The following is a 25,464-nucleotide window of genomic DNA, read 5'->3' as shown; positions in this document are numbered from 1 at the left end:
GAAGCGGTCCGCGCTCAACATTTTCAGCAGAGTGTTTTCGACAGTCGATTGGTCAATGTGAGTCATAGCGGCTCCGCATGGGAGCTTGGATGTCAAAACCAAACGCCTGTGAGTTGGTGAAAAACTACGGGACGGCCGTTGGTTTGACCATAGGTCCCAAGGAACTGTGCGTTTATGACAAAACCGCACATAAGCCGCTGAAATTGTTGACAACCAGCGACGGAAAATCGGTAGCGATCTTTCGATACCTGCCAAAGACCTTAGCACATTTTGCCTCGGCATGCGCGCTCATTGCGAAAGGACGAGCGATTCCTAATAGTAATATCTGCCTTTTGTGGATCGTTGATATAAATCGCAATCAATCTCGCCAGCCAAGCCGGCGGCAATGCGCTTCGGCGGTCAGGACGGCCGCCTTTCGGTCAGCATAGGGACCTGGCAGATAGACTGTGACTCCGCGGAAACTGACGATCACCGCCTTTGTCGCGCTATCGAAGACGATGGCCAATCAGGCTCGTAAGCCATTTGTTTTCCTGACGACGCTTACTCCATCGAGATGTGCTCTTATTCGGATGAAACAAGGTGCCGACAGACGCTTGCCTGCAGTTAGGGCCAGTCGGTGAACTCAGTACCACGGTCGAAGGTGATCGAACGACGGCGAGGTGGGGCAGGGGTTGCAGCACCTGGATCGGGCCGTCGGTCACCGGCCTGGATTGTCGGTCGTTGCTGCGCAGGAAAATGGCAAAGCGACTAACCCGCTCGACCAGTGACGTCAGTTGGCCTTGCCGAACATCTTGCGAAACTGGATGAGATCGCACTCCTATCCGCTTGTCTACATCGCGACCTCGCCGATCATACGCCTGCCCACTCTCGAGCGGTTGGGCGACGTCTCCTACGGGACCTATCTCTATGGCTGGCCAGCGGAGCAGGTGGTGAACCATGCCCTCGGCCCGTCCAGCACGTGGTGGGCGGTCTTTGCCCTTTCCCTGCCGACAGCGTGGTTGCTCGGCTGGCTTTCATGGCATCTACTTGAAAAGCGTGCGCTACGCTTGAAACGGATCTCGCTCCGCCAGCGACAGCCTGTCAGCGCTTGAGAAAAGCTGACTTCCACCCACACATCGCAGCGAATCCGCGGAGACGGAATAGTTCCATAAATAAGGGTTACACAACAGCGGCTTATTCTGAGTAGGGCGTCGCCGGTTCACATCCCTTCAAGAGCTACGGATACAGGCTCAGCGCGTCGCACCTATCGAAGTGGATGGAATGGGACACCGCTAGCCACGTACTACGAACGGCCAGCTAGGTCAGAAGCGGAAGTAGCTGGTGACCCTGCCGTTTAATTTCCGAGAGGTATGGCGTATCAGAGAGCACAAACTGGGTGATCCCAAGCTCTTCATATCTGCGCAATGATCGCGCAACATCCTCTGCTGAGCCAACCAGCCAAGTCGTTCCCGCTCCACCTCCGCCGAACTTGCCTGGTGCCGTATAGAGATTGTCATCCAAAACGTCGCCTTGTCGGGCAAGGTCAAGAAGGCGTTGCTGACCAACGGCAATGCCGTGGTGATGATCCTGCCAGCTTCCCGCCGCTCCTTCCGCCATTTTGGCAACCTTCGCTTCCGCATCCGCCCAGGCTTGCTCCGTCGTGTCGCGAACAAGGGTGGTGATCCTGAGGCCAAATTCCAGTGGCGGTAGATCGCGATCAAGTGCGTTGCTGAGCGTCTTCAGCCGATCGATCCGCTGTCGCACGCCATCAAGCGGTTCGCCCCAGAACATCTGCACATCGGCTTCGGTGGCGGCGACCCGCTCGGCTGCTTCAGAGGCACCTCCGAAATAGAGTTTGGGATGGCGGCGATCACCAATCGGTGCGAGCCTTGGAGCCACGGTGGACCCGTCCACCTGAAAGTGCTTACCAGTGAAGGTGACGTTTTCTTCTGTCCACAGCCTGCGGACCAGCCGCATGAATTCCTTGGTCCGCGCATAACGATGCGCCTGATCGCCTTCCTGGTCCCCATAGGCGGCAAGCGCGTCCGGCCCGGATACGACATTGACCCGCACGCGGCCGCCGCTCAGGTGATCGAGGGTTGCCGCTGAGGAGGCGAAATTTGCTGGCCTCCAATAGCCCGGCCGAACCGCAATCAGTGGCTCGAAAGTCGTCGTCCGGGCGACGAGCGCAGTGGCGATGGTGAAAGTATCGGGCCGTCCCCAACCCGTGCCGATGAGAGCACCTTTCCAGCCATGCTGTTCCAGAGCTTCGGCCTGGCTCGTCAGGGTATCCAGGCTGTTGTGATCCGGAACAGCCACATCGCCTCGGTGACCGGATTTGATGTCGTTGGGAATGTACCAGAGAAATTCGGAGCGACTGCTCATGATCTGTCCGTTACCTGATTTCGAAGTCTTCCTTCTTCGAGCAATATCTTGACTGTCTTCGCCGCGTTCAGGCGCATCTCGACTGCTGCATGATCGGAGTAGAAGGCATTGTGCGGCGTAATCACCAGCCGCCCGGCCAGCCAGTCCTCGCGGTTACGCCACGTCGTCAGCAACGGATGGTCACCAGGCGGCTCCTTGACCAGCGTATCGATTGCTGCGGCGGCCAGGTGTCCGCTCCGCAGCGCGGCCTCAAGCGCGTCGAGATCTTCGATCAACTCGCCGCGTGCGGTGTTGACGACGATCGCGCCGGGCTTCAGTCGGGCAAGACCATCAGAGTTCAGGAGGCCGCGCGTCTCTGCGTTCGCCGGGCAATGGAGCGTAACGATGTCAGACTGAACGAGAAGCTCCTCCAGTCGCTCCGTGCGTTCATAGCCGATCGCTTTTTCATGTCCTGGCGGCTGACCGGGATCATAGCCAAGGATGCGGAAGCCGAAAGGTCTGAGCCGGTTGATCACCGCGGTTCCGATCCGTCCGACGCCGACAACGCCTACTGTCGCCCGGTTGGATCGGGAAAGCGGTTTGAGGCTGTGGACCTGCCATCCCGACGTATAGCTACGGGCACGAGCGTCGTGTTCCCAAAGCCGTCGATGCAAGGACAGGATCATAGCAAGCGCGTGATCGGCGACTTCTTCAGTCCCATAATCAGGGTTGTTGGCGAAGGGGATGCCGGCGCTGCGGAGCGCGGCGAGATCGATCTTCTCGTAGCCGACACCATAACGAACGACGCCCCTGCAGCGGGTCAGGTGCGAGATGCTTTTTGGCCCAAGCGGTGCCCCCCAGACTATCAGGGCGTCGAGCCTGGTCAGGCGATCGGGGGCGAATGATGCTTCGTCCGTGCTGGCGAAGAAGTCTATCTCGACATCATCGCCGAGCACGTCGGCTTCAAGATCGGGCGCGCCGATCATGTGGTCGGTTATCCCGACCACGTATTTCTTACGATCTGTCATTCTAGTCCCGATGTTTTCGCGCTAGCGCGTCATTCCCCATTTTGCCACGGTTCGCTGCTCCAATTGGCGGAACAGGACGTTTTCGACCAGCAGGCCGAATAGGATGACCATGATCAACCCGGCGAACACCCGGTCGGTGTAGAGTTCGTTCCGGTTCTGAAAGATGTACCAGCCAAGCCCACCCTTGCCCGAGGAGGCGCCGAAGACGAGCTCGGCCGCAATCAGCGTGCGCCAGGCGAAAGCCCAGCCGATCTTGAGCCCCGCAATGATTGAGGGCAGCGCGGCCGGCACGAGGATCAGCAAAACATACCGCAAACCGCGCAGTCCGTAGTTGCGGCCCGCCATCCGCAAGGTTTCCGGCACGCCGGTGAAGCCGGTATACATGTTGAGCGCCAGCGGCCAGAGCACCGAATGGATCAGCACGAAGACGAGACTTCCCTGTCCCAGCCCAAACCAGAGGAGTGCCAGCGGCAGCAATGCAATCGGCGGCAAGGGATTGAGCATGGAGGTGAGGGTCGACAGGAGGTCGCGTCCGATCTGCGTTGAAACGGCAAGCGACGTCAGCACGAAGGCCAGAACGACCCCTGCCGCGTAGCCTTTGATCAGGACTTCCAGCGAGGTCACGGCTCGGCTTGGGATGATGCCGCTGGAAATATCCTCTACCAAGGCTTTCATCGAGGCGGTGAACGACGGCAGGAGCAGCTCATTTCCCTGAAGCTTGGCTGCAATTTCCCACAGCAGGGCAAGGCAGATCAGGATAAGGCTCTTCCTCAGCCAGGCGTACTGCCAGAGACGCCGGTATATCGGCAAAGCCTCTTGGCTTTTCGTCTCGGCCAGCGGCTCGAGCGGTCGCTCATATTCTGGCCGGACCGGTGGTATGGCGGGCGTCGTTGTTTTGAGGCCGGGGCTCAAGATGTCACTCATGGCTGGCTCCATCGGCTGCTCCGGCCTCTTCGAAGAGAAGCCGGTGAATGCGGTTGGCAGCCGCTTGGAATTGCGGGCTTCCGCCACTTTTCAGATCCCATTCATGACTGTTGATCTCGGCCCGCATTCGCCCGGGATGCGGCGACAAAAGCGCGATACGATTACCGACGATCAGAGCTTCCTCGATGGAGTGCGTGACAAACAGCAGGGTGAAGCGAACCTCCTCCCAGAGCGCCAGGAGCTCCTCCTGCATCTTGCGCCGGGTGAGGGCATCGAGTGCGGCAAATGGTTCGTCCATCAGCAGGACGCGCGGCTCCATGGCGAGCGCGCGAGCAATGGCCACGCGTTGCTTCATGCCGCCGGACAGCGTGTTCGGATAGGCATCGGCGAAACGGGCCAGGCCGACCTTCTCGATATAGTGCTCGGCTCGTTCAGCAGCCTCTTTGCGGCTGAGGCGGCTTGAAACGCGCATCGGGAACGCCACATTCTCCCGCACCGTCTTCCATGGGGGCAACTGGTCGAATTCCTGGAAAACGACGACGCGATCCGGACCGGGACCGTGCACCGGCCGGCCGTCCAGCAGGATCCGACCCTGGCGCGGTGCAAAGAAGCCGCCGACGGCCTTCAGCAGGGTGGACTTGCCGCAGCCCGAAGCGCCGAGCAGGATGAAGCGATCGGCTTCCCAAACATCGAAGCTGACATTTTGCGTTGCGCGCACCACCCGACCGGGCGCCTGGTATTCGAGGGTGACGCCCTCGACCGAAAGAAGGGGCCGGGAAGGCGGGACACCGGTTTCCCGAATGGGTGCAGACATGCCGTCCATTCTCACTTCCACCATGTTGACGGCCCCAGAACCGGTTTCAATGCATCCAGCCCTGAGCCGTGAATGTTGTGATGCGATATCAGCTGCCGTTTTCGCCGTGTGCCTCGGGGAAGAAATAGTCCTTCCAGGAGCCGGCCTCGCTCTTCAGCACACCCAGCTTGTGAAGCTCCGCCGCGTAAACGAAGGTGTTCTGCGGGATGACCGTGAAGTCATTCTCGGGATCGTTGATGATGTCGAGAACCAGTTTAGGCGAGAGCTTGGAACCCTGCTGACGGATAAAGGTTTCTGCAGCCTCCTGCTTGTTTGCGTTGATCCAGTTTGCAGCTTCGCGCAGCGCGGCGTAGAAGGCGGCATAGGTTTTCGGATTCTCGTCGTGGAACGCCGTGCTGGTATAAAGCACGTTGAACGTCGCGGGCCCGCCCAGAATGTCATAGGAACTGATGACCTTGTGCACGGCCTTGTTGCCCTGCAGCGCCTGATAATAGAAGGGTGCAGAGGAAAAGTGCGAGTTCACCTCAGTGCCGCCCGAAATCAATGCTGCGGTCGCGTCCGGGTGCGGCAGGCTGATGGAGATCTGGTCGAGCCTCTGGAAATTGTCAGCCCCGAAGAGCTTGGCAGCTTCGATCTGCAGCGTCCGCGACTGGAAGCCAACACCAGCGGCAGGCACGGCGATCCGGTCCTTCTCGCTGAAATCCTTTAGGGCATGGACATCCGGATTGGTGGTGATGAGATAGTTCGGCAAGGAGCCAAGGGCTGCCACCAGCTTTACGTTACCCTTGGTGCGATCCCACATCGTCAGCGCCGGCGGCACGCCTGCGGAGACGATGTCCAGATTGTTGGCCAGGAGCGCCTCGTTCATCGCGGTCGCGCCGGAAATGCTTGCCCACTCGACCTCGATGTCGACGCCGGCTTCCTTGCCATGTTTTTCGATGAGTTTTTGGTCGCGAACAACGTCCAGGATCAGGTAGGATATGCCGAACTGCTGTGCGATCCTGATCTTGCCCTCGGCTGCGGCCTGTCCTGCGATCAGCGCGGCGGCAATACCGAACGCCGCGGCGAGAGCCTTGCGGCGACCAAGTTTGACGCTCAATGTCGTAAGGCCAAGTGCCTTCATAAAATACCCCTATTCGGCCAAATGATCTGAGTGAACACGGATGACGCGCATGCTTCTCCGCGAGGATTTCTTGGAAAGCTGCTTCTTCGCTTGAGTCGGGAACCAGCTTAATGCCCACAGGCTAAGTATCAACATCAAATCTATCAACATTGGGGTGTTCTATTTCGACGCGTGAAATGAGAGCAGAATCGCTCCGCTCTGTCGAATTGTCGAAAAATCTACTTGGCGCGGGTGTTCCGCTTGAGGCACGAGACTTCCCGAGTGTCCGGTACGATGCCGCGGCGGGATTGTTATTCCGCCGCTATCGCCGCGGAGATCGAGCGTGCATTGATAAGCAAGGCTGCTTCGCCAAGCGCCTGGTTCACGCGACCGAGAATGGCAGGCGAAGGGGCGCCATCGGTGAAATCACGGCCCGAGGCATAGATCGCGGTCGGTGTAACGAAGGCTTCGAAAAATGCGAAAAGCGGGCGCAGCTGGTGCTCGACGACAAGCGAATGCCGGTCCCCTCCGCCCGTCGCCGTCAGCACGATCGGTTTGCCGCGCAGATCGGAGGGATCGAGCAGATCGATGACATGTTTGAACAGCCCGGTGTAGCTTCCCTTGTAGGTCGGAGACCCAATGACGAGGGCGTCGGCCTCGATGATCGTTCGGATCACCTTGCGTGCGGCGGGATCGAGATCGGCCACCGATCTTGCTGCTGTCAGAGATGATCCAAGGTCCTCGACGTCGAAGACCACATGCTGCAGGCCAGATTGTTTCGCCAGCGCTTCGGTCACGCTTTCAACGAAGCGTTTCGTGCTCGACGGGCGGGAGATGTTGCCCGAGAAGCCGACGATCAGGTTGTTGCTCATTCCAGTTCCTTTCAAAAAGTGTTCAGAGGCCGGAGACGATGCCCATTGCTTCAGGCCGTCCTGAGAATGGGTATGCTCGTGGAATTGCTTGAGCGGTCGGCCTCACCCCGGTTCCACCGGTCGAAGGCGGCGCGACCGAGAATGGAGATGGACGTATCTTCCTGCGGGGCATGGACGAGCACGGACTGGATATCCCGGAAATGCCGTTCAAGGCCCAGATCGGCGTTAAGGCCCGGATTGCCGATTCCGCGGACTGCGATCTGCACCGCGTCCCGCAGCTGCCCGCCTGCAAGCAGCCGGGCCCGAATGTGCTTTTCTGCCTCGGCGTGCTTGTCTCTCAGGGCATCGAAAATGATTTGCCGGGCGCCGGAGACGAGAAGGTCGATCTCGCCGGAAAGCGTTACGAAGCGTTCGGTGCGCGCGATCGGATGGCCAAGGTTAGTCGGAACGCGCTCGTGAGCAAAGCGGATGAACGCCTCCTGAGCCGCTTCGGCCACTCCGAGATAGAGCGCTGTCAGCGCCAGCGTGATTGCTGCGTGGGCGCGGTTGTCCTGTTGCGCAACGGATGGATCGACCAGATCGATGACGTATTCCAGCGGGATTTCCACGTCGGTGTATTCGACATCGTGGGAGCCGGAGGCACGCATGCCAAGGCTGTTCCAGTTCTCGATGACGCGAATGCCGGGAAGCTCGTTCGGAACGACGAATGTTCCAACGCGGGCAGGTGTTTCATCGGTGTGTGCCCAGACCAGGAAATGGGTCAGACCGTACGCCCCGGTGACGAACCGCTTGCGGCCGGTGATCGACCAGCCGGACGCGGTACGACGGGCAACCGTTGCCGGCAGGCCGCCACGGGCGGGCGAGCCGAGTTCCGGTTCGACACGCGCGGCATTGAGCAGCAGCGGATGCTGCTTGGCCTCAGTAAGCAGGCGTTTGTAGAGGTCTTCGGGCCAATGGCTTTTCGTTGCCTGACCGAGGTGGTTGAAGATCGTCATGGCGCTGATCAGCGCGACCGACGGATCACCGCGGCCGAGGGCCGCAAGGATCGTTGCGGCCTCATGGAGCGTCGCGCCGGCGCCGCCGTATCTTGCCGCGACAGTGCTTTCGAGCAGGCCGCTTTGATGAACCGCCCGGATGCCCGCCCAGGGAAAATCCCCGGTCCGGTCCGCCTCGGGAGCAGCGTCGGCAAGAGCGCGCGTCGTCGCGCTCAGCAGACGTGGATCGAAAGCCGTCTCGCGCTCGAGCATCAGGCCGCGGCCTTCTTCTTTGCCGCTTCCCGTTCGCGTATGCCCTCGCGCACGAGGGGCAGGATATAGCGTCCGTAATCGACGGCATCGTTGAAATTGTCATAGCCGCGGATGGAGATCAGGTCGGCGCCGAGATCGATATAGTCGAGGATGGAATCGGCGATGGTGCGCGGTGATCCGACCAGTGCGGTCGTGGCGCCGGAGGCGTTGGTCGCCGTGACCGTCGGATACCAAAGGGCGCGATCGTGCACGTCGCCACGCGCGGCGATATCAAGGAGCCGCTGCGATCCGACATTGGCGGGGCGAGGGGCGGAGGGCGGCGCGCGGTGAAGACCGTTTTCCCGGTTGTCCTTGAGACGGTCGAGCACCCGGTGGGCCTTCTCCCAGGCCAGTTCGTCGGTTTCCGCGACGATCGGCCGGAAGGTCACCCAGATCCGAGGCCGGTCCGTCCTGCCTGCCTTTGCCGCCTCGGCGTAGATACGTTCGATCTGCTGCTTGGTTTCAGCCAGCGGCTCGCCCCACAGCCCGAAAATGTCCCCCAGTGATCCCCCGATGCGATACGCGGCATCAGAAGAGCCGCCGACGGAAATCGGGATCAGCCCGTTCGTTGGGTGCACCGCGCTGCGGAACTGCTTGAACTGATAATATTTCCCATCGAAGTCGAAGGGTTCTTTGGACGTCCAGGCCTGACGCAGGATCCGGATATATTCTTCCTGCCGCTCGTACCGCTCCTCCTTGTTGAGAAAATCGCCTTCGCGGGCCTGCTCGTCATCGCTGCCGCCGGCAATGAAGTGGACGACGACGCGTCCGCCGCTCAACTGATCAAGGGTGGCAAGCGATTTGGCCGCGACCGTGGGGTAAACGGTGTTGGGCCGCAGCGCGACGATGATCTTGATGTTTTTCGTATGGGCCAGAACCGTGGCGCCGATCGTGAAGGGATCGAAGGAAGACGAGGAGTAAGGGATCAGCGTATAGTTGAAGCCATAGTCGTCGAGGGCACGCGAGTAACGTTCGAGATAGCGGGGATCGACCGGGGCGTCCGGGATCGGATTAAGATCGTTCGAGGCGTTGGGAAAGCTGACGCTGATGAATTCCGCAGACATGGGAGCTCCTCTGATTGTCGATGGGTTGAAAGTTAGGCGGCGGACACAGGCTGAGGAAGACAGGTCTTTCTATTTCTACCGAAACTATAGAAAATATCTCTCATCCGCGGTCGCCGGCCTTTAAGATCCGTGTAGGTTCTACCAGTCAGGCGACCAGCCGAGGCTTGGGGCGACGGTCCTGGCAAGGTCGGTCAGCAGCTGGATATTCTCGGCGAGGCGGAAGGCCGGCGGCAGGAAGAGAACGATTTCGTCGGCCGCGGCGAGTCCAGGATCACTCAGCACTGCTTCGATTACCTGATCCGGTGTGCCGTGGAAGACCGGCGAGATCTGGCTTCCTGGCGGTTGGTTGGTTCGCGAGTTCGGTTGAAGAGCGCCCTTCGGCCGCGATGCGGCGATGCCCTGGGTACGGCGCTCGAGATCATAGGCTGCGTATTTCTCACGAAGCTCCGGCGTCGTGCCGACCAGGACCGAAGCCGCGACGGCGACCGGCGGCGGCTCGCTCGTCCGTTGCTTTCGCCAGGTGGCTCGGAAGGCCTCGATGCAACGGGCCTGATAATTTCCGAAGCTCTCACCCTCGGCGTGGTCGTGCTGTACGGTTCCGGCGATCAGGCCGATGCCGAGTTCGGCGGCCTGGATCGCCGAGCCGAGACTGGCGGAGCCTTGACGGATGCGTGAGCGAAGGGTCGGACTGTGTGGTGTCACCCTCAGTTGGCTGCCTTCCGCGGCACCCTCGCCTGGTTCTGCGACGGTGTGCAGAACCTCGCCGGAGATCGCGGACAGAAAACGCGCCTGACGGCGCCTGGCTTCCGTCCTGGCGTCGGTGTCGACCGTGCCGAAGACGGCATCAAAGGCGGCGTTGGTGCCGGTCGAGATCGCCAGTTCCAATCGGCCGCCGATCAGGAGGTCGGTCGTGCCTGCGGCTTCCGCCAGCAGGATAGGATCCTGATAACGCATCGGAATGACGGCAGAGCCCAGCACGATATGGCTGGTATGCTGACCTGCCGCGGCAAAGAAGGGCAGCGGCGAAGATAGATAGTGATCGAAATGCCGCTGATAAGCCCAGCCTGACTGGTAGCCCAGGCGTTCGGCCGCCTTGAAAAGCTCGATGCCCTCCCACAAGCCGTGGGCGGGGCCGGTTTCATCGTTGAACGAGACGCGCGTGTTGAACCCAAGGCGCTTCTTCGGACGGAATGACGCCGACGGTGCCGGGGCGGGGGCGATGACGGTCATGCGATCTTTTCCTCCTTGAAGATCTGCCGCTGCTGCAGAGGCGGGGTTCGCGCAAAACGCGCGGTCCCTGAAGGGATCGATTCCAGCAGCGAGCGGGTGTAGGGCTGGCGGGGCCTGTCGAAGATCTCTCCGACAGTGCCGTGCTCAACGATGCGGCCGCGCTGCATGACCGAGACCGTGTGGGCAAGCTGGCGCACCAGCGCCAGATCATGCGACACGAAAACATAAGTGAGGCCGAGCTTGACCTGCAGCGACAGCAGCACTTCGACGATGTCGGCCTGAACGCTTACGTCGAGCGCCGAGGTAGGCTCGTCAAGCACGATCACATCGGGTCTCAGGACAAGCGACCGGGCGATGGCAACGCGCTGGCGCTGGCCGCCCGACAGGGCGGCGGGCTTGCGGGACAAGAGATGCTCGCCCAGGCCGACATCTGCGAACGCCTTGCGCACCGCGAGTGCCCGCTCCTGATGTGTTCCGATCTTGAAGCGGTCCAGCGGCTCGCGCACGATTTTCTCGACGGTCCAGGTCGGATCGAGGGATGTGAACGGGTTTTGGTAGACAAGCTGAAGGTGCCGCCAGACAGAGCGAAGCTGCTCGGGGGATCGACCGTTCACCTGTTCGCCGCCAACGACGATCTTTCCGTCATCGGGTTGCTCCAGCCCGAGCAGAAGCCGGATCGCCGTTGTCTTCCCGGATCCGGATTCCCCGACCAGCGCATGCGTCGTCCCCGCCTGAACCTCGAACGAGACGTCGTTGACGGCGGTTAGAACCTTGCCGTCGACGGTGAACTTCTTCGTTACGCCGCTGACCTCGATCTTCGGTGTCTTTTCGCCCCTCGCGGCAAGCTGCCGGAAGCCGGGCTCTCGCAATGGCCTGTAACGGTCAGGATTGAGCGCCGGCACGTCGCCATGGAGTTTTCTGGCGTAGGACGAGGAAGGGGCGGAGAATACGGTAGCGGTGTTTCCGGCTTCCTGGATGGCGCCGTCCTTGAGGACGACAATGGAATTCGCGCGCTCGGCTGCGATCGCCAGGTCATGGGTGATCAGGAGAAGGCTGATCTGCAGCTCCTCCTGCAGCTTCGACAGCAGGTCGAGAATTCGCTTCTGGATCGTCACATCGAGTGCGGAGGTCGGCTCGTCTGCGACCAGCAGCGACGGCCGCGGCAGAACGGCGAGACCGATCAGAACGCGCTGGAGCATGCCGCCGGAAAGCTGGTGGGGGTAGGAGTCATAGACGCGCTGCGGATTGTCGAGCCCGACATGCGCGAATGTCTCCAGAACAAGTGCCTTGCGAAGCGCCTTGTCCGGTTCGTCCAGCAGAGCGGCCGCTTCCATTGCCTGCGCGCCGATGGTGCGGACCGGGTTCAGGGAATTGCCGGGGTCCTGCGGCACGAAGCCGATCCTGCGTCCCCTGAATGCCCGGAAGCGGCGTTCCGAAAGCCCCAGAAGTTCCTGGCCATCGAATTCGACGCGGCCGGTGGCGTGTCCCGTTGCGGGTAGCAGCCGCAGGACGGCGCGGGCGATGGTGGATTTGCCCGATCCGGATTCGCCGATCAGCGCGAGGCTTTTGCCGCGTCCAAGCTCGAAGCCGACATCGGTCACAACCCTGTGGGTGCCGTAGGCCACCGACAATCCCTCGGCCCGCAGCAACGGGGAAGATGGGCGTTTCAAAAACGTGGTCAGTCTGTCTTGCGGAGCCATCGGCTGATCCTGTTTACAGAGAGAACGGTTGCGATCGTGACGAGGGCCGGGGCGTAAACGAGCCACGGCCATTTGAGGTAATCCTTGCCGATCGAGATCAGCAGACCCCAATCGGAAGCAGGCGGCGGGTCGCCGTAGCCAAGGAAGGCAAGGCTGGCGATCACCAGGATGGAATCGCCGAACTGCAAGACGGCAAGCGGCAGCACCGATCTCGATGCGTTCGGAAGCACATGGCGCCACAGAATGTGCCAGCGCGATCCGCCGAGCAGGAAGGACGATTCGACGAATGTCGCCTGCCGGGTCTTGATGACTTCGGAGCGCATCACCCGGGCAAAAAGGGCAACCGCGGAGACGCCCGTCGCGACCGCCGCATTGGTCGTGTCGAAACCGATTGCGGTGACGACGATGACGGCAAGCAGGAATTTGGGGATTGCCAGCAAGACATCGACGAGGCGGGCAAAGACGGTGTCCACCCAGCCGCCGAAGAAGCCGGCCAGTAGCCCGATGATCCCGCCGGCGACAACGCCGATCACAACCGCGATCAGAGCGCTCGCCACCGATGAGGCCGTGCCATAGACGACGCGTGCGTAGAGGTCGCGGCCGAGATGATCGGTGCCGAACCAGTGCGCCGCACCTGGGCCGAGCAATTTCTGGGCGGGGGTGCCGTTTACCGGATCGTAGCTCGTGAACAGGCCAGGCGCCAAGGACCAGGCGATTGCGAGGGCTACGACCAGGAACGAAAGGATCACGACCGGCGGCACACGCAGGCCCGTCAGGCGACTGATCAGCGTCGCACGCGGAGTGGACGAAAGCGAGGCGAGCGTCATGGGGTCACCGGCTTGGAGATGGGGAGAGAGCTGTCATCAGCGGTCGTCGGCCGACGCTGCTGCGTGCCGAGGAGTTTTACGCGAGGATCGAGCAGCGGGTAGGTCAGGTCAGCGATCAGATTGACGACGACGAAGACCACCGCGGCGAGCGAAACGACCGCCTGTAGAACCGGCAGGTCCTGAGTGCTGACTGACCGCTGCACCAGGCTGCCAAGCCCGTTGCGGCCAAACACCGTCTCGGTGATCAGCGAGCCCCCGAGCAACTCGCCGATCGTCAGAGCGACGACGGTAATGACGGGCAGCGATGACGGCTTCAGCAGGTGCATGACGAAGAGCCGCATCTGGCCAAGTCCCCGGCCGCGTGCGACGGCGGCGTAGTCCTGGCCGGACTCATGGTCGAGATTGGCAATCAGCACTTCGGCAATCTGCGCCGAGATCGGGATGCCGAGGGCGATCGCTGCGAAAAGCGTCGCCCAGAAGCTGTCGGGTTCGATGACGCGAAAGACGCTCAGCTGGAAGCCGAAGAGGTGGATCAGCACCAGGCCGATCACGAAGTTCGGAACCGACAGGAACAGCGAGGGGAAGCCGCGCAGCAGACCCTGTCCGTAGCGTCGGGGCAAAAATTGCGTGCCGTAGGCGATGATCGCAGCCAGGAAAAGTGCTACCGCAAGGCCCGCCGAGGCAAGCACGAGCGTCGACGGCAGAACCTCGCCGATCAGCGTCGCCACCGGCCTGTTGGTCCGCATCGACAGGCCGAGATCGCCGGTCACGAAGCCGGAAAAGGCGTTCCAGAGCTGCACGGGGATCGGCTTGTCCAGTCCCTGCGCAGCGATGATCTCCTTGATCTCATCCGGCGTGAAGCCGTTTTGCGGGTTGTTCAGGACATTGGTAATCGGATCGCCGGGGAGGATGCTGACGACGACAAAGGTGAAGACATAAGACAGCAGGATCACGACGATCGCCTGCAGCAGCAGTTTTCCGGCATAGTTGAAATAGGCTTTGCTCATGCCCATCACCTCTGTGTCTGTTGAATGGTCGGGCTATTCGCTCTTCGTTGCCGTGTAGTAGCTGGCATAGGCGACGCCGTTATAGACTTCGCCCTTGAGCTTCGGCGACTGCACGTAGATGCGCTGGACGATCTGCGTTCGCGGAATGAAATAACCCTGGTCGAGGACATATTTCTGCAGCTCGTCGAGAAGCGGCTTGCGAGCCTCGATAGAGCCGGCGCCGGCGATCTTGTCGCGCAGATCGTTGAGGGTTTTGTCGCTCTCGTCGAGCGCAAACCAGTTCTCGCCATTGTTGGCGTTGGTCAGGATGCTGGCGACGGTGCCGGCATCGATGAAGGAGCGCGTCACCTCATAGGCAGGCACTCCGGCGCCGCCATACTTGACCTTCTGGCCGAAGGTGACGACGTCATAGGCACGGATTTGGACCTTCCAGCCGATCCTGCCGAGCTGTTGCGAAATCAGTTCGTCGATCGACTTCGACGTCGCGAGGTAGGGGTTCGAGTTCAGCGTCAGCAACAGCGGCTTGCCATCCTTGACGCGGATGCCATCCGAGCCCTTCTTCCAGCCTGCCTCGTCGAGAAGCTTCTCCGCCTTTTCAGGATTGTAGGCCAGCAGCGCGCTCTGGTCGGTCGCACCCGGAACGTTGCTCTGGATGAACGACGTCGCAAGCTTCCAGTCGGGCGTATAGACGGTGTCGATGATTTCCTGGCGATTGATACCGGCCTGAAGTGCCTGACGCACCTTCACATCGTCGTAAGGGGCAAGCTTGGTGTTAACAGCCCAGCCGTTGACGAAGCCGAGATAGCGGGGCGTCGCCACCGTGAAGCCTTCCGACTTTAGGGATTCAAGTTCCTGAGGCGATGCGTTGTAGGCGACGTCGGCCTGACCAGACTGGACTGCGGCAACGCGCAGCGACGGTTCGGAGACGAGCTTGTAGGTGATCGTATCGAGATGGGCAGGACCGGTCTGGCCGACCGCTACCGGCCCCCAGTTGTAGTCCTTGCGCTTGGCGAGCGTGACGTAGTCGCCCTCCTTCCAGGACTCGACGACATAAGGGCCGCTGCCGGAGGTCTTGCTCAGGTCCGCCTGGGCGCTCGCCGGCGAGGCGATGGTCTTTGGGGAAATGAGGATCGAGCCGTGATAGCCGAGCGTCGGGATGAAGCCGAGCGTCGGCTTCTTGAAGAAGACCTTCACAGTCGCCGCATCGACGGCTTCGGCGTGATCGTAGGTCTTGGGGAAGAGGCCAATCGGATTGATGCCCTCGCTCTTGCGCCCGGCATACCAGATATCGAGATTGGCGACGACGGCTGCCGCATCGAGCGGGCTGCCATCGGAGAAAGTCACGCCGGTCTTCAGATGCAGGGTGAATTCGGTTGCATTGTCGTTCTGCTCCCAGCGCTCGGCGATCCACGGGCTGACCTTGCCATCGGCATCGACATAGAGAAGCTTGTCGGTCACATGGCCCCAGATATGGCCCTGAAAACTGGAGATCGCGCTGTTGTTGGGGATCCAGGTGTCGCCCAGGGAGTCGATCAGGAAGACGACGTTTCCGCCATCATGCGCTCCGCCCTCAGCCAGGGCCGGGTTGATACCAGCTGTCGCGACCAGGGCAGCAAATGCCAGTGCAGAGGTGGCGGTCAGCAGACGGCACCGGGAAAGAAGAGGGCGGAAAGAGCGGTCGTTCATGAAGCGGTCCTGTTCGGTTGCCGGGCTGATTGCGAACAGGAGCCTAGGGCAGTGGATCGATTTCGAGAAAGACTGGTTGTTCTTTTTCCATCAATTTTGTAGATTATTTTATCAGCGCAATCTGAAGCACGAGGATCAGGATTTCCGGCAACTGCCAGCGCGATGAGCGCAATCGCGCCGGCGTTCTATTCCTCGATGAAAGTCATCCCGTCGAGAATGCGCACCGGCGGCAATTCTCCGGCATAGCTCTCGACATTGACTTTTGTCAGCTGTCCGGTCGAGGCCTGGGCAAGCTGCGACGTGCCGGCATCACGGGTGAGGATATTCGGGTTGCCATGAATGCACATGGCCAACTCGGCATCGGCATCATCAGGCTCGAACCAAGCGCCGGTGGCAAGCTGCATCACCCCAGGTTTGACATCCGTGCTGATCACCGCAGCCGCCAGGCAGCTGCCGCGGGCGTTGAACAGCCTGACGATATCGCGATCCGAAATGCCGCGCTCTGCCGCATCCGCCGGGTTGATGCGCACCGGTTCGCGGCCGTCGATCTTGGTCGAGCGGCTAAAGTCGCCATAGTCCAGCTGGCTGTGAAGACGCGAGTGGGGCTGGTTGCAGACGAGATAGAGAGGATAGCGGCTGTCCACCACCTTGGCCGTCGGGTCCGGTTCGAACCAGCGCGGATGGCCGCGGCAATCGTCATAGCCAAAGCTCGCGATCGTTTCAGAGAAGATCTCGATCTTGCCAGATGGCGTGGGCAACGGATTGGCGTCCGGATCGGCCCGGAATGCGCGCGCAGGGCCGCCATCGTCCGGCTTTACCGGCAGCTGCAGTTCGCCCATCTCCCAGAACGTTTCGAAATCCGGCGCCGGGCGACCAGCGGCGGTGAGTGCGGCGCGTATTGTCTCGAAGAGGAAAGCGAGCCACTCGCGGCTCGACCGGTTCTCGGTGAATTGGCCGCGCTTGCCGAGGCGCTCTGCGAGATCCGCGAATATCTCGTAGTCGTCGCGTGCTTCGCCGACCGGTTCGATCAACTTCTTCATCGCGATCATCATCGGATCGCGGTCGGCTGCACCGATATCATCGCGCTCAAGCGTCGTGGTTGCGGGCAGGACGATATCTGCGTGGCGCGCCGAGGACGTCCAGGCCGTCTCGTGCACGATGATCGTCTCCGGCTTTTTGAATGCCTGACGAAGTCTGTTGAGATTCTGATGATGATGGAACGGGTTGCCGCCGGCCCAATAGACGAGGCGGATGTCGGGATAGCGCAGAGCCTGGCCATTGTAGTGGAACGGTTCTCCCGGGTTCAGCAGCATGTCGGCGATCCGTGCAACGGGAATGAAGTCCGGCACGGGATTGTGGAATTGCTTGAGCGTCGGCAAGGGAACGGCGAGCTGGCTCTTGCCGATATTGCCGAGCGCGCCGAGCGAATAGGAGAAGCCGCCGCCATCCAAGCCTATCTGTCCGAGCATGGCCGCGAGCACGATCCCCATCCAGACCGGCTGTTCGCCGTAGTCGGCGCGCTGCAGGGAATGGCTGACGGTGATCAGCGTTCGGGCGTTCGCCATGCGCCGCGCCAGATCCACGATCGTATCGGCAGCGATACCGCAGATGCTGGCTGCCCACTGCGGGCTCTTCTCGATGCCATCTTCTCGTCCCAGCAGATAAGCCTCGAAGCGTGGATAGCCTGTCGTATAGCGGTCGAGAAATTCCCGGTCATGGCGCCGCTCACTGACCAGGACGAAGGCGATCGCCAGCATGAGCGCGACATCGGTTCCAGGGGTGACCGGCAGCCATTCGGCATCGAGATCACTTGCGATGTCATCCTTGAGCGGGCTTATGAGCACGAAGCGCGCGCCGCGCGCACGGGCACCACTCAGCGCCGGGCGCACCACGTGCCGGCTGATGCCGCCGCCATGGACATCGGTGTTTTTGACCGCCATGCCGCCGAAGGCAACGATCAGCTCGCTGCTGCGCTCGATCGCCTCCCAGGTGACGCTCTTTCGATCGAAGCTATCGTAAGGACCGAGCACATGCGGAATGATGACCATCGCCGCGCCCGAACTATAGGTATTGACCGATCTGACATATCCGCCGAGCACGTTGAGGAAACGATGGATCTGGCTTTGGGCGTGATGAAACCGCCCTGCGCTGGACCAGCCATACGAGCCGCCGAAGATGGCCTGCGGTCCGGCTTCGGTGTGAACGCGGCGAAGCTCGATGGCGACCAGATCGAGCGCTTCCGGCCAGCTGACCTCGACATAGCCGTCGCTCCCGCGCTTCCGGGCATTGTCGGGCCGGCCTTCAAGCCATCCGCGCCTGACGGCCGGGCGCCGGATGCGGGCGGGGCTCTTGGCGATTGCGGGCAGGTTGCCGAGCAGGGGAGATGGGTGGGGGTCGGCGGGATGCGGACGGATTTCGAGGGTTTCGCCCTGATGACGACCATAGAATGCGCCCCAATGAGAGCTGTGGGGTTTGAAGCCGTCCATCGCACCGTCTCCCGTGAACAAGGGTGGAAAGATCGGCAACACTCACACCGGCAGGATCTTGCCGGGGTTCATGATGCCCTTGGGGTCAATGGCGTGTTTCAGCAGGGCCATCAGCTCGACGGCGTCTCCGTGTTCCTGACGCAGATAGCCGATCTTGCCGGTGCCGACGCCATGTTCCCCGGTCGAGGTTCCGCCGATGGAGATTGCGTGTTCGACCATCGCCTTGTTGATGGCCGCGACCTCGGCGAGTTCCGAAGTGTTTTCGGGATCCACGGCGAAGACCACATGATAGTTGCCGTCGCCGACATGGCCGAGAATGGCAGCCGGAACACTGCAGCCCTGCAATAGGGCGCGGGTCCTGAGAATGCAGCCGCTAAGTTCGGATACCGGAACGCAGACATCGGATGACCAGCCCTTGGCGTTCGGTCTCTGCGAGACGACTGCGTAGAAGGCGCTATGCCGGGCCTTCCAGAGACGATTTCGCTCCTCCGGCGCATTGGCCCATTCGAAATCCCTGCCGCCGTGATCCTTGACGATATCCGCAACCAGTTCGACCTGCTCCTGAACCGAGGCAGGAGACCCGTGGAATTCGAAGGCGAGGGTATCTTCGATCTTCAGCGACAGGCCTGAGTAGGCGTTGGCGGCAGCAATCAGGCCACGGTCCATCAGTTCCATCCGGGCGACTGGGATGGCAAGCTGCACAACCGCGATCGCGGCGCTCACTGCCTGCTCCACGCTCTCGAACGAGCAGAGGGCCGCCGAAATGGTTTCCGGAACGCCCTGGAGCCGCAAGGTGACTTCGGTGATGATGCCGAGCGTGCCTTCCGAGCCGACGAAGAGGCGCGTGAGATCGTAGCCGGCAGACGATTTGCGCGCCCGGCCACCGGTACGAATGACCTGACCCGTTGGCAGCACGACGGTCAGCGACAGCACATTCTCGCGCATGGTGCCGTAGCGCACGGCGTTGGTGCCCGATGCCCGTGTCGCCGCCATGCCGCCAATCGACGCGTTGGCCCCAGGGTCGATCGGGAAGAACAGGCCCTGGTCGCGCAGATGCGCGTTGAGTTCCTCGCGCGTGACGCCGGCCTGGACGGTGCAGTCGAGATCCTCGGCGCTGACACGAATGATCTGCGACATCTGCGAAAGATCGATCGACACGCCACCGCGCACCGCAGTCAGGTGCCCCTCGAGCGAGGTTCCGGCGCCGAAGGCGATGACGGGCACGCCTGCCGCGGCGCAGAGCCGGACAGTTTCGGCGACGTCGTCGGTGCTTTGCGCGAATACCACAGCATCCGGGATTGCCGGCGTGTGATGGGACTCGCCGCGGCCATGCTGCTCGCGCAGCGCCTGCGAGATCGAGAAGCGATCGCCGAACCTCGCCAGCAATCGGTCCGATAGTTCAGCGGATAGGATCCCCATCTTTCACATCCTCTTTCGGTGCTCACCGTGCCAGCCGAAATCGCGCCATGCCGGCGCGATCGGGCATGGATGCAGATTGACTAGTACCAAGTCTCAACAGGCGAGCCGTCAGACGGCGATCTTCTCGCCGTTCAGGTGGCGCTCAAGGAAGGGCAGGCTGTCCTGCCCCCAGTAAAGCTCGTCTTCGTAACGAAACGTCGGAAGGCCGAAGACGCCGGCGTACCTGGCGCCTTCGATATTGGATCTCCAGATCGATTGGGTGACCTCGGCCTGGGCGCGTTCTTCCAGCTTTGCCCCGTCGATCCCTACAGAACTGGCGATCGCCTGACGCACCTCGCTCCGCCCGATATCCGCCGCGTCGGTCCAGAATGCGGTCTGCAGCGCGCGGGTGAGCCCGAGCCAGTCCAAGCCGTCTTCGACGGCGGCGATGACCATAAAGCCGGCGGGCGTTGGATCGGACAGGGCAGCGCGATTTTCGAAGTTCAGCGTCTTGCCGCGCAGGAATGCCCAGCGCTTCAAGTCCTTGGTCCAATACGCACGCCGGGCTTCCGGCCGATTGCGCGAATAGATGCCACCATTGTCCTCGATCAGAGAGATGACCTGCGGCCGGATCACGGCACCGTGCCTGGACGCGACTTCCGAAAAAGCATCAAGACCGATGAAGGACCAGGGTGAACCGATGCCGAAGAAATAGTCTATTGCCTTTGTCATGCTCTGCCTTTTTCAGCGGTATTGATCGAAGAAAGTGCGGTGTCGAATACAAAGAGAGCGCAGTCTCTGGCGGTCAGCACAGTATGCGGATCGCGACCAACGGCGACGGTCGCCAAAGCTCCTTCGTAGAGGAGGGAAAGATGGCCGGCCGGCTGCGCTGTCTCAATACCCGCTCTTTCCATCAGCGCTCGAAACATCTGGCTGACGGTCGCCTTGTGCACGCGCGCGACGGTAACAACGCGTTCTGAATCGCCGTGCTCGGCCACCGCCAGGGCGAATGCGCATCCACGAAATTCGGGGCTGTCCGCCTTCTCATGCAGCCGCTCGAAGATGAGATTGAGCTGATCCCGCGGGCTCGGGACTTCGTTCAGAGCCTCTTCCAGAGAACGGATGACCCGCTCGTGACGGTCCTGAAGATAGGCCGCCACGAGATGATCCTTGGACGGGAAATGCCTATACAGCGTTGCCTTGGCAACCTTGGTTTCTTCGATGATGCGGTCGATGCCGACAGCGCGGATGCCTTCGCGGTAGAAGAGTGCGCCGGCAGACGCGAGGATGTGATCTGAAATGGAAGCTTTCATCGAACTGCTTGCGGAGCCTTCTCAAAACGTGCGCCCTGACATGCGAGTGCAGCAGGAGAGGTTTCTATGCGCGCCGACCGATAAGAGAAAGACAGGTCATTCCGTTTGGATGCATCGTTGGAAATATTTTTGCTCTGACGCCTGTGGAAGCGTCTTTGGACGTGCGACCGTTCACGCGCAGGCGAGAACCCCAAGTCGAGCTGCCGCGGGACGCCTCGCCATCTTGGGCGAGCAATGAGGAAAAACGGACTTTTCCGCCAGATGCGGCGAGCGAATGGCGAGCTTCGCGCCGCGATGAGAGAAGCCTGAACCCACCAACGAGGCTGGTTGCTGAACGGCAGCTATCCGGCACATGCGCCAGGTAGCGGATTTCCCGCTCCCGGCTCCGTCGCTGGTTCTGCCCGTTCAAGGGGTAGAGGCTCCTCGTTCTCGATCAGCCAGACAGCTGCCCTGATTCAGCTTCGTGTAACCGCTGCTATGTGCGGCACGAGCAACTTAAGCGAATTCGCAGGTAGCGTTTCCGGCGCCACGGTCGTTGGTGTGCCGTCTAACGATCGGGGGCCTTGTCGGGACACGACTTCAAATATGTCACTGCCAGAACGCTAAATCTCTAGGGAGGTTCTCAATTTCCCCTTTCCTCAGAAAAGCTGGCATAGTTAGGTCCGGCTGAACGCGCTCGATAAGCCAACGCAAGTCCCGGAGCCTCGGATGCACATTCCAGCGATAGAATTGTGCGTGCCCACTAGCGATCGCTTGGCCCGCGGCGGACTTTTCAGCCGGGCTGCTCGTGAACATCACCGAAAGCCCTCTTTCGAGGAAAGTCGCCAGCAGGGTTTCGGAAAGGCCACTCGCTGCGGATCCGTCGGCCGCGAGAATGGCACCATAGGTGGATTCAATGCGCCTATAATCGACTGCCGCGGCAACTGCCGCCGACAGGCGGTCAGCAGCGTTGTCGTTCAGTGCGCTTTGGTCGCTCTCGAGCACGTCCCGAGCAATCGCGATGTGGTTGTCGCAAAGTGCGATCGGAATATCACGTTCATGGAGGTGAACAGCCATTTCCAGGCCCCGGCCGTTGGGCTGGGTCGGCAGCAGCAACGGTCCGCTTCTCGCCATCCTGGCCAGTATATCCACCGTCGGTTCGAGCGGCTCATCGTATGTGCCGTAAGACGCATCGACGATCAGGTATCTGGCGGGTAAGGGCGCATCGAAAGCATAGAGCGTTCCCTCCCGGGAGAAGTCCCCGGAATAGAGCACTCCCGCCGGGCCGCCGACGCGAATCCAGACAGCACCCGGCGCGTGACCAGATCGGCCGGTCTCGATCTCGACGCCTCCGATCGTGATCCGTCCTCGAAGCGGCAGATCTTGCGCGGACCTTAGCGGCGCGTCATCGAGTGCGCGAACCATCGCCGAAGCGTAGATCGGTGGATTGCCGATGCGGTCGAGCGCCCGCAACCCGCCGACATGGTCGGCGTGGCCGTGGCTGATCAGCACCGCATCAATATGCCCGGCTTCAGAAAGTTCGGGCAGTCTGCCGGTTGCGGGTTCTTCGCCCAAGTCGAGAAGAAAACGTCTGCCCTCGAACTCCACCAAAAAGCATGCGGGGGACTTTTCGCCATAACCAGCGAGAGGGCGAACGGACAGGGATGGTATCAACAAGTCGAGCACTCTGTTTCGAGGATCTTGGACGAACGGTGGTCAGATCTGCGCCACCGCATCAACGAGTGCCTTCGTGTAGGCGTGGGTGGGAGAAGAGCATATGCTGCCGGCTGGTCCGGCTTCGACGATTTCACCCTCTTTGAGGACAATGATGCGATCGCAGAGCGCCCTGACGGCAGCCAGATCATGACTGATCATCAGGAGAGCCGTCCCGGAATTGCGTCGCAGATCGTCGAGAAGCCGCAAAATGCCGGCTTGCACCGACACATCGAGGGCGGATACCGGTTCGTCGCAAACAAGGAGGGAGGGCTCAGGGATAAGTGCTCGGGCAATAGCCACTCGCTGCGCCTGACCGCCCGACAGTTCTCGCGGGAACCGATCGGAGATATTTTCATCGAGCGCCACCCGGCGCAGCAGCCGGAGTCCCATCGCTTCACGCTCCCGCACCGATAGTTTTGGATGATGTACGGCGATCACCTGGTTCAGAGCTGAACTCACTTTCAGGCGCGGGTTCAGGCTTGCCGCCGCATCCTGAAAAATCATCTGCGCAAGTTTTGCCCGACTGTTTTTTGGCTGACCGGGTGGGTGACCTTCCTGACGAAAACGGATTTCCCCGGTTGACGCTGGAACGACGCCCATGATGGCTCGGGCGATCGTACTTTTGCCCGAGCCGCTTTCGCCGACCAGGCCCACGGCCTCTCCGGTGCCGATCGAGAAACTCACGCCTTTGACGGCATGAACCGTCCTGGCACGACCCAGCATGTTATCGCTGCGGATCGAGACCCCCAGATTGTCGACCTCAAGCCGCACGGTATGCCTCTCCCTCCAGCACACGGTGACAAGCCACACCGCGCCCGTTTGTATGGCGCCAATCGGGCGTCACAGATCGACATTGTGGAATGGACACGGGACATCTTTGGTGGAAGATGCAGCCGGGCTGGCCGGCGGCGTTTCCGGGTGGCGGCGACCCCGGCAAGGCATGCGGCAACTGCCCGTCTTCGGAGAGCCTTGGAATCGCAGCGATCAGAGCCTTGGTGTAGGGATGGCGCGGATCCGCAAAGAGTTCGGTTGCCTTGGCGGTTTCGACCATATTGCCGGCATAGAAGACCGCGACGCGGTTCGCGATGCGGGATACGACCGCTAAATTGTGAGAGATCAGCAGGATCGAGAGCCCAAACCGTTTCACCGTATCGCCGAGCAGGTCCAGGATGCGGGCCTGGACGATCGAATCGAGCGCGGTGGTCGGCTCATCGGCAATGATCAGGCGAGGCTCACCCGCGAGCGCCATTGCGATCAATGCGCGTTGGCGCATCCCACCAGACAATTGGTGGGGATATGAACGCGCAACGCGTTTGGGATCGGAAATGCCGACGGCATCAAGCAGGTCGAGCACCCGGATCTTCGCGGTGGAAGCCTGCACGCCCAAATGCAGGGTCATGACTTCGGCGATTTGCCCGCCGATCATATGATAGGGATTGAGCGAACTCATCGGGTCCTGAGGCACCAGAGCGATACGGCTTCCGCGTAGCGCCCGCCGTTGTGCAGGATGATCCGGCAGTCGAGTTCCTTCGAACACAATCGAGCCCGTGACCGTTGCTGAAGGTGGAGACAAGCCGAGGACCGCCAAGGCCGTCTGAGTTTTTCCCGATCCGCTCTCACCGACAACAGCCATGATCTCACCGGCAGCCAGGCTGAAGGACAGGCTGCTCACCACCTCGGTGGCGCCGAAATGGACGCTGAGATTCCGGACATCTAGCAGAGGTCTGTTAGGCTCATTCGACATAGTCGCGTCCGCCCAACTGGGTGCGCAGATCTTCGAACCGATCGAGCTCGAGCAGTGTACGATCCCGGTCACAAGCGGCCAGGCCCGTGACGAGCGCTTCCATGACGCACATCGTGGTGCCGTGCAGGCTGACATGTTCGGTGCGTCCGCGGGGGGCGGGCACCACGATATCGGATCGCTTGGCGATTTTGCTGGTCTCGCTTTCGGTGAGGAGAACCACCTGAATCCCGACCAGACGTGCCTGGCGGATCGCCGTCACGGCTTCCTTATAGGGATTGCCGTTCGCAAGAAGGACGAGGACGTCTCCTCGGCGCAAATCGAGCAGGTCATCGGCCAGACCGGCGCCTGACGCCGTAAATGCACGCGCCCGGCGACCAATCCGGCCGAGCATGACGGCAACGTAGCTGGCGATCGGTCCGGCGCGCCCAATTCCCAGCAGCACGATCCGCTCGGACGACGCAAAGCACGAGACAGCCTGATTGAGCCGCCTCCTGGCCTCCGGCTCGTGCAGCGCCTGCAGCGCCTTGAGGTGACTTTCCAACACCAGTGTGGCGGCAAGCTCGCTGCTCTCGCCCACCTGGGCCAATGTGCGCCGCATGTTCTCGGTCGAACTCGGCTGCCGATCCATGTCGGTGGCGATCAACCGTCGAAGCTCGGCAAGACCCTTGAAGCCCAGAGTTTGCACCGCCCTTACCACGGTCGCGTTCGAGGTTCCGATGTCGGCCGCCAGTTGGGTCGCCGACTGAGCGAGCGCCGCCGCCCTGTTTCTGTCGATGAAGCTCACAACCCGCTGCTCGGCAGGTGAAAGTTTGTCCTGACTCTGACGGATGAGTTCGGCGAAGCGATCGGCGATCTGGGCATTTTCCGGCTTGGGCATCGGGTCCTCATGAGTGATGTCAGACCGACATCTTGCTGTAACAAACGTTATGTAGCGTCAATTTACGT

The 25,464-nt window shown here is 61.2% G+C and carries 22 protein-coding genes and 1 pseudogene; 1 reads left to right on the top strand and 22 read right to left on the bottom strand.

All coding sequences use genetic code 11. The annotated features are described in order from the left end of the window. Positions 1–609 precede the first annotated feature (609 nt). Positions 610–817 (bottom strand): annotated as a pseudogene (locus HFO71_RS36090) (IS30 family transposase); the annotation flags it as partial. On the opposite strand from HFO71_RS36090, the gene HFO71_RS33155 reads away from it, so the two are divergent. Beyond that, positions 804–1,091, top strand: a complete 288-nt coding sequence (locus HFO71_RS33155) for an acyltransferase family protein (protein ID WP_245007057.1) — start codon at positions 804–806, stop codon at positions 1,089–1,091. The pseudogene HFO71_RS36090 and the gene HFO71_RS33155 sit on opposite strands and share 14 nt — an antisense overlap. A gap of 205 nt (positions 1,092–1,296) precedes the next feature. On the opposite strand, the gene HFO71_RS33150 is transcribed toward HFO71_RS33155, so the two are convergent. From HFO71_RS33150 to HFO71_RS33050, 21 genes are all read right to left on the bottom strand, one after another. Then, on the bottom strand, positions 1,297–2,364 hold the full coding sequence (locus HFO71_RS33150) for an LLM class flavin-dependent oxidoreductase (RefSeq protein WP_221985527.1): 1,068 nt from the start codon (positions 2,362–2,364) through the stop codon (positions 1,297–1,299). Beyond that, positions 2,361–3,371: a C-terminal binding protein gene (locus HFO71_RS33145; protein WP_221985528.1), complete on the bottom strand. Its 1,011-nt coding sequence runs from the start codon at positions 3,369–3,371 to the stop codon at positions 2,361–2,363. The genes HFO71_RS33150 and HFO71_RS33145 overlap by 4 nt, the downstream gene beginning before the upstream one ends. Before the next feature lie 21 nt (positions 3,372–3,392). Continuing rightward, positions 3,393–4,295 (bottom strand): ABC transporter permease, encoded by a 903-nt coding sequence (locus HFO71_RS33140; protein ID WP_221970002.1) that lies wholly within the window; start codon positions 4,293–4,295, stop codon positions 3,393–3,395. Then, complete coding sequence (locus tag HFO71_RS33135; protein WP_221985529.1) at positions 4,288–5,118, bottom strand: ABC transporter ATP-binding protein; 831 nt, start codon at positions 5,116–5,118, stop codon at positions 4,288–4,290. Before HFO71_RS33135 ends, HFO71_RS33140 begins: the two co-directional genes overlap by 8 nt. 79 nt (positions 5,119–5,197) lie before the next feature. Then, positions 5,198–6,232: an ABC transporter substrate-binding protein gene (locus HFO71_RS33130; RefSeq protein WP_221969999.1), complete on the bottom strand. Its 1,035-nt coding sequence runs from the start codon at positions 6,230–6,232 to the stop codon at positions 5,198–5,200. A gap of 290 nt (positions 6,233–6,522) precedes the next feature. Then, positions 6,523–7,083: an FMN reductase gene (msuE, locus tag HFO71_RS33125; protein ID WP_206988152.1), complete on the bottom strand. Its 561-nt coding sequence runs from the start codon at positions 7,081–7,083 to the stop codon at positions 6,523–6,525. Between the two features lie 50 nt (positions 7,084–7,133). Then, positions 7,134–8,330, bottom strand: coding sequence for an acyl-CoA dehydrogenase family protein (locus tag HFO71_RS33120; protein ID WP_221976939.1), 1,197 nt, complete (start codon positions 8,328–8,330; stop codon positions 7,134–7,136). Then, positions 8,330–9,433, bottom strand: a complete 1,104-nt coding sequence (locus HFO71_RS33115; RefSeq protein ID WP_221969995.1) for an LLM class flavin-dependent oxidoreductase — start codon at positions 9,431–9,433, stop codon at positions 8,330–8,332. Before HFO71_RS33115 ends, HFO71_RS33120 begins: the two co-directional genes overlap by 1 nt. 138 nt (positions 9,434–9,571) lie before the next feature. Then, complete coding sequence (locus HFO71_RS33110; RefSeq protein ID WP_221969994.1) at positions 9,572–10,663, bottom strand: LLM class flavin-dependent oxidoreductase; 1,092 nt, start codon at positions 10,661–10,663, stop codon at positions 9,572–9,574. Then, on the bottom strand, positions 10,660–12,363 hold the full coding sequence (locus tag HFO71_RS33105) for an ABC transporter ATP-binding protein (protein WP_221988916.1): 1,704 nt from the start codon (positions 12,361–12,363) through the stop codon (positions 10,660–10,662). The genes HFO71_RS33110 and HFO71_RS33105 overlap by 4 nt, the downstream gene beginning before the upstream one ends. Next, positions 12,342–13,190 carry an ABC transporter permease gene (locus tag HFO71_RS33100; protein ID WP_221976937.1) on the bottom strand — a complete coding sequence of 283 codons (849 nt, stop codon included), beginning with the start codon at positions 13,188–13,190 and terminating at the stop codon, positions 12,342–12,344. Before HFO71_RS33100 ends, HFO71_RS33105 begins: the two co-directional genes overlap by 22 nt. After that, positions 13,187–14,197: an ABC transporter permease gene (locus HFO71_RS33095; RefSeq protein ID WP_221969991.1), complete on the bottom strand. Its 1,011-nt coding sequence runs from the start codon at positions 14,195–14,197 to the stop codon at positions 13,187–13,189. Before HFO71_RS33095 ends, HFO71_RS33100 begins: the two co-directional genes overlap by 4 nt. A gap of 33 nt (positions 14,198–14,230) precedes the next feature. Further along, a complete protein-coding gene (locus HFO71_RS33090) occupies positions 14,231–15,883 on the bottom strand; it encodes an ABC transporter substrate-binding protein (RefSeq protein WP_221969990.1) in 1,653 nt (550 codons plus the stop codon). A gap of 185 nt (positions 15,884–16,068) precedes the next feature. Further along, the gene (locus tag HFO71_RS33085; RefSeq protein ID WP_221969989.1) at positions 16,069–18,369 is read right to left on the bottom strand and encodes a molybdopterin guanine dinucleotide-containing S/N-oxide reductase; all 2,301 of its coding nucleotides are present in this window, start codon (positions 18,367–18,369) and stop codon (positions 16,069–16,071) included. Between the two features lie 42 nt (positions 18,370–18,411). Then, positions 18,412–19,788, bottom strand: a complete 1,377-nt coding sequence (locus HFO71_RS33080; protein WP_221969988.1) for an FAD-binding oxidoreductase — start codon at positions 19,786–19,788, stop codon at positions 18,412–18,414. Between the two features lie 108 nt (positions 19,789–19,896). Continuing rightward, the gene (locus HFO71_RS33075; RefSeq protein ID WP_221985530.1) at positions 19,897–20,499 is read right to left on the bottom strand and encodes a 2-hydroxychromene-2-carboxylate isomerase; all 603 of its coding nucleotides are present in this window, start codon (positions 20,497–20,499) and stop codon (positions 19,897–19,899) included. Next, positions 20,496–21,080 (bottom strand): TetR/AcrR family transcriptional regulator, encoded by a 585-nt coding sequence (locus tag HFO71_RS33070; RefSeq protein ID WP_221976933.1) that lies wholly within the window; start codon positions 21,078–21,080, stop codon positions 20,496–20,498. Before HFO71_RS33070 ends, HFO71_RS33075 begins: the two co-directional genes overlap by 4 nt. A gap of 588 nt (positions 21,081–21,668) precedes the next feature. Next, positions 21,669–22,745 (bottom strand): MBL fold metallo-hydrolase, encoded by a 1,077-nt coding sequence (locus HFO71_RS33065; protein WP_312885913.1) that lies wholly within the window; start codon positions 22,743–22,745, stop codon positions 21,669–21,671. Between the two features lie 30 nt (positions 22,746–22,775). Next, positions 22,776–23,546: an ABC transporter ATP-binding protein gene (locus HFO71_RS33060; protein ID WP_221969980.1), complete on the bottom strand. Its 771-nt coding sequence runs from the start codon at positions 23,544–23,546 to the stop codon at positions 22,776–22,778. Beyond that, positions 23,536–24,519, bottom strand: a complete 984-nt coding sequence (locus tag HFO71_RS33055; protein WP_221969978.1) for an ABC transporter ATP-binding protein — start codon at positions 24,517–24,519, stop codon at positions 23,536–23,538. The genes HFO71_RS33060 and HFO71_RS33055 overlap by 11 nt, the downstream gene beginning before the upstream one ends. After that, positions 24,509–25,396, bottom strand: a complete 888-nt coding sequence (locus HFO71_RS33050; protein ID WP_221969977.1) for a MurR/RpiR family transcriptional regulator — start codon at positions 25,394–25,396, stop codon at positions 24,509–24,511. The genes HFO71_RS33055 and HFO71_RS33050 overlap by 11 nt, the downstream gene beginning before the upstream one ends. Positions 25,397–25,464 lie beyond the last annotated feature (68 nt).

Source organism: Rhizobium laguerreae, from assembly GCF_019778565.1.
GTDB classification, from domain to species: Bacteria; Pseudomonadota; Alphaproteobacteria; order Rhizobiales; family Rhizobiaceae; genus Rhizobium; species Rhizobium laguerreae.
This window is presented reverse-complemented; position numbering and strand designations above follow the sequence as displayed.

Coding starts and splice junctions, on each gene's coding strand:
- HFO71_RS33155 (WP_245007057.1), top strand. CDS start 804: ATGAGATCGCACTCCTATCCGCTTGTCTACATCGCGACCTCGCCGATC.
- HFO71_RS33150 (WP_221985527.1), bottom strand. CDS start 2,364: ATGAGCAGTCGCTCCGAATTTCTCTGGTACATTCCCAACGACATCAAA.
- HFO71_RS33145 (WP_221985528.1), bottom strand. CDS start 3,371: ATGACAGATCGTAAGAAATACGTGGTCGGGATAACCGACCACATGATC.
- HFO71_RS33140 (WP_221970002.1), bottom strand. CDS start 4,295: ATGAGTGACATCTTGAGCCCCGGCCTCAAAACAACGACGCCCGCCATA.
- HFO71_RS33135 (WP_221985529.1), bottom strand. CDS start 5,118: ATGGACGGCATGTCTGCACCCATTCGGGAAACCGGTGTCCCGCCTTCC.
- HFO71_RS33130 (WP_221969999.1), bottom strand. CDS start 6,232: ATGAAGGCACTTGGCCTTACGACATTGAGCGTCAAACTTGGTCGCCGC.
- msuE (WP_206988152.1), bottom strand. CDS start 7,083: ATGAGCAACAACCTGATCGTCGGCTTCTCGGGCAACATCTCCCGCCCG.
- HFO71_RS33120 (WP_221976939.1), bottom strand. CDS start 8,330: ATGCTCGAGCGCGAGACGGCTTTCGATCCACGTCTGCTGAGCGCGACG.
- HFO71_RS33115 (WP_221969995.1), bottom strand. CDS start 9,433: ATGTCTGCGGAATTCATCAGCGTCAGCTTTCCCAACGCCTCGAACGAT.
- HFO71_RS33110 (WP_221969994.1), bottom strand. CDS start 10,663: ATGACCGTCATCGCCCCCGCCCCGGCACCGTCGGCGTCATTCCGTCCG.
- HFO71_RS33105 (WP_221988916.1), bottom strand. CDS start 12,363: ATGGCTCCGCAAGACAGACTGACCACGTTTTTGAAACGCCCATCTTCC.
- HFO71_RS33100 (WP_221976937.1), bottom strand. CDS start 13,190: ATGACGCTCGCCTCGCTTTCGTCCACTCCGCGTGCGACGCTGATCAGT.
- HFO71_RS33095 (WP_221969991.1), bottom strand. CDS start 14,197: ATGAGCAAAGCCTATTTCAACTATGCCGGAAAACTGCTGCTGCAGGCG.
- HFO71_RS33090 (WP_221969990.1), bottom strand. CDS start 15,883: ATGAACGACCGCTCTTTCCGCCCTCTTCTTTCCCGGTGCCGTCTGCTG.
- HFO71_RS33085 (WP_221969989.1), bottom strand. CDS start 18,369: ATGGACGGCTTCAAACCCCACAGCTCTCATTGGGGCGCATTCTATGGT.
- HFO71_RS33080 (WP_221969988.1), bottom strand. CDS start 19,788: ATGGGGATCCTATCCGCTGAACTATCGGACCGATTGCTGGCGAGGTTC.
- HFO71_RS33075 (WP_221985530.1), bottom strand. CDS start 20,499: ATGACAAAGGCAATAGACTATTTCTTCGGCATCGGTTCACCCTGGTCC.
- HFO71_RS33070 (WP_221976933.1), bottom strand. CDS start 21,080: ATGAAAGCTTCCATTTCAGATCACATCCTCGCGTCTGCCGGCGCACTC.
- HFO71_RS33055 (WP_221969978.1), bottom strand. CDS start 24,519: ATGTCGAATGAGCCTAACAGACCTCTGCTAGATGTCCGGAATCTCAGC.
- HFO71_RS33050 (WP_221969977.1), bottom strand. CDS start 25,396: ATGCCCAAGCCGGAAAATGCCCAGATCGCCGATCGCTTCGCCGAACTC.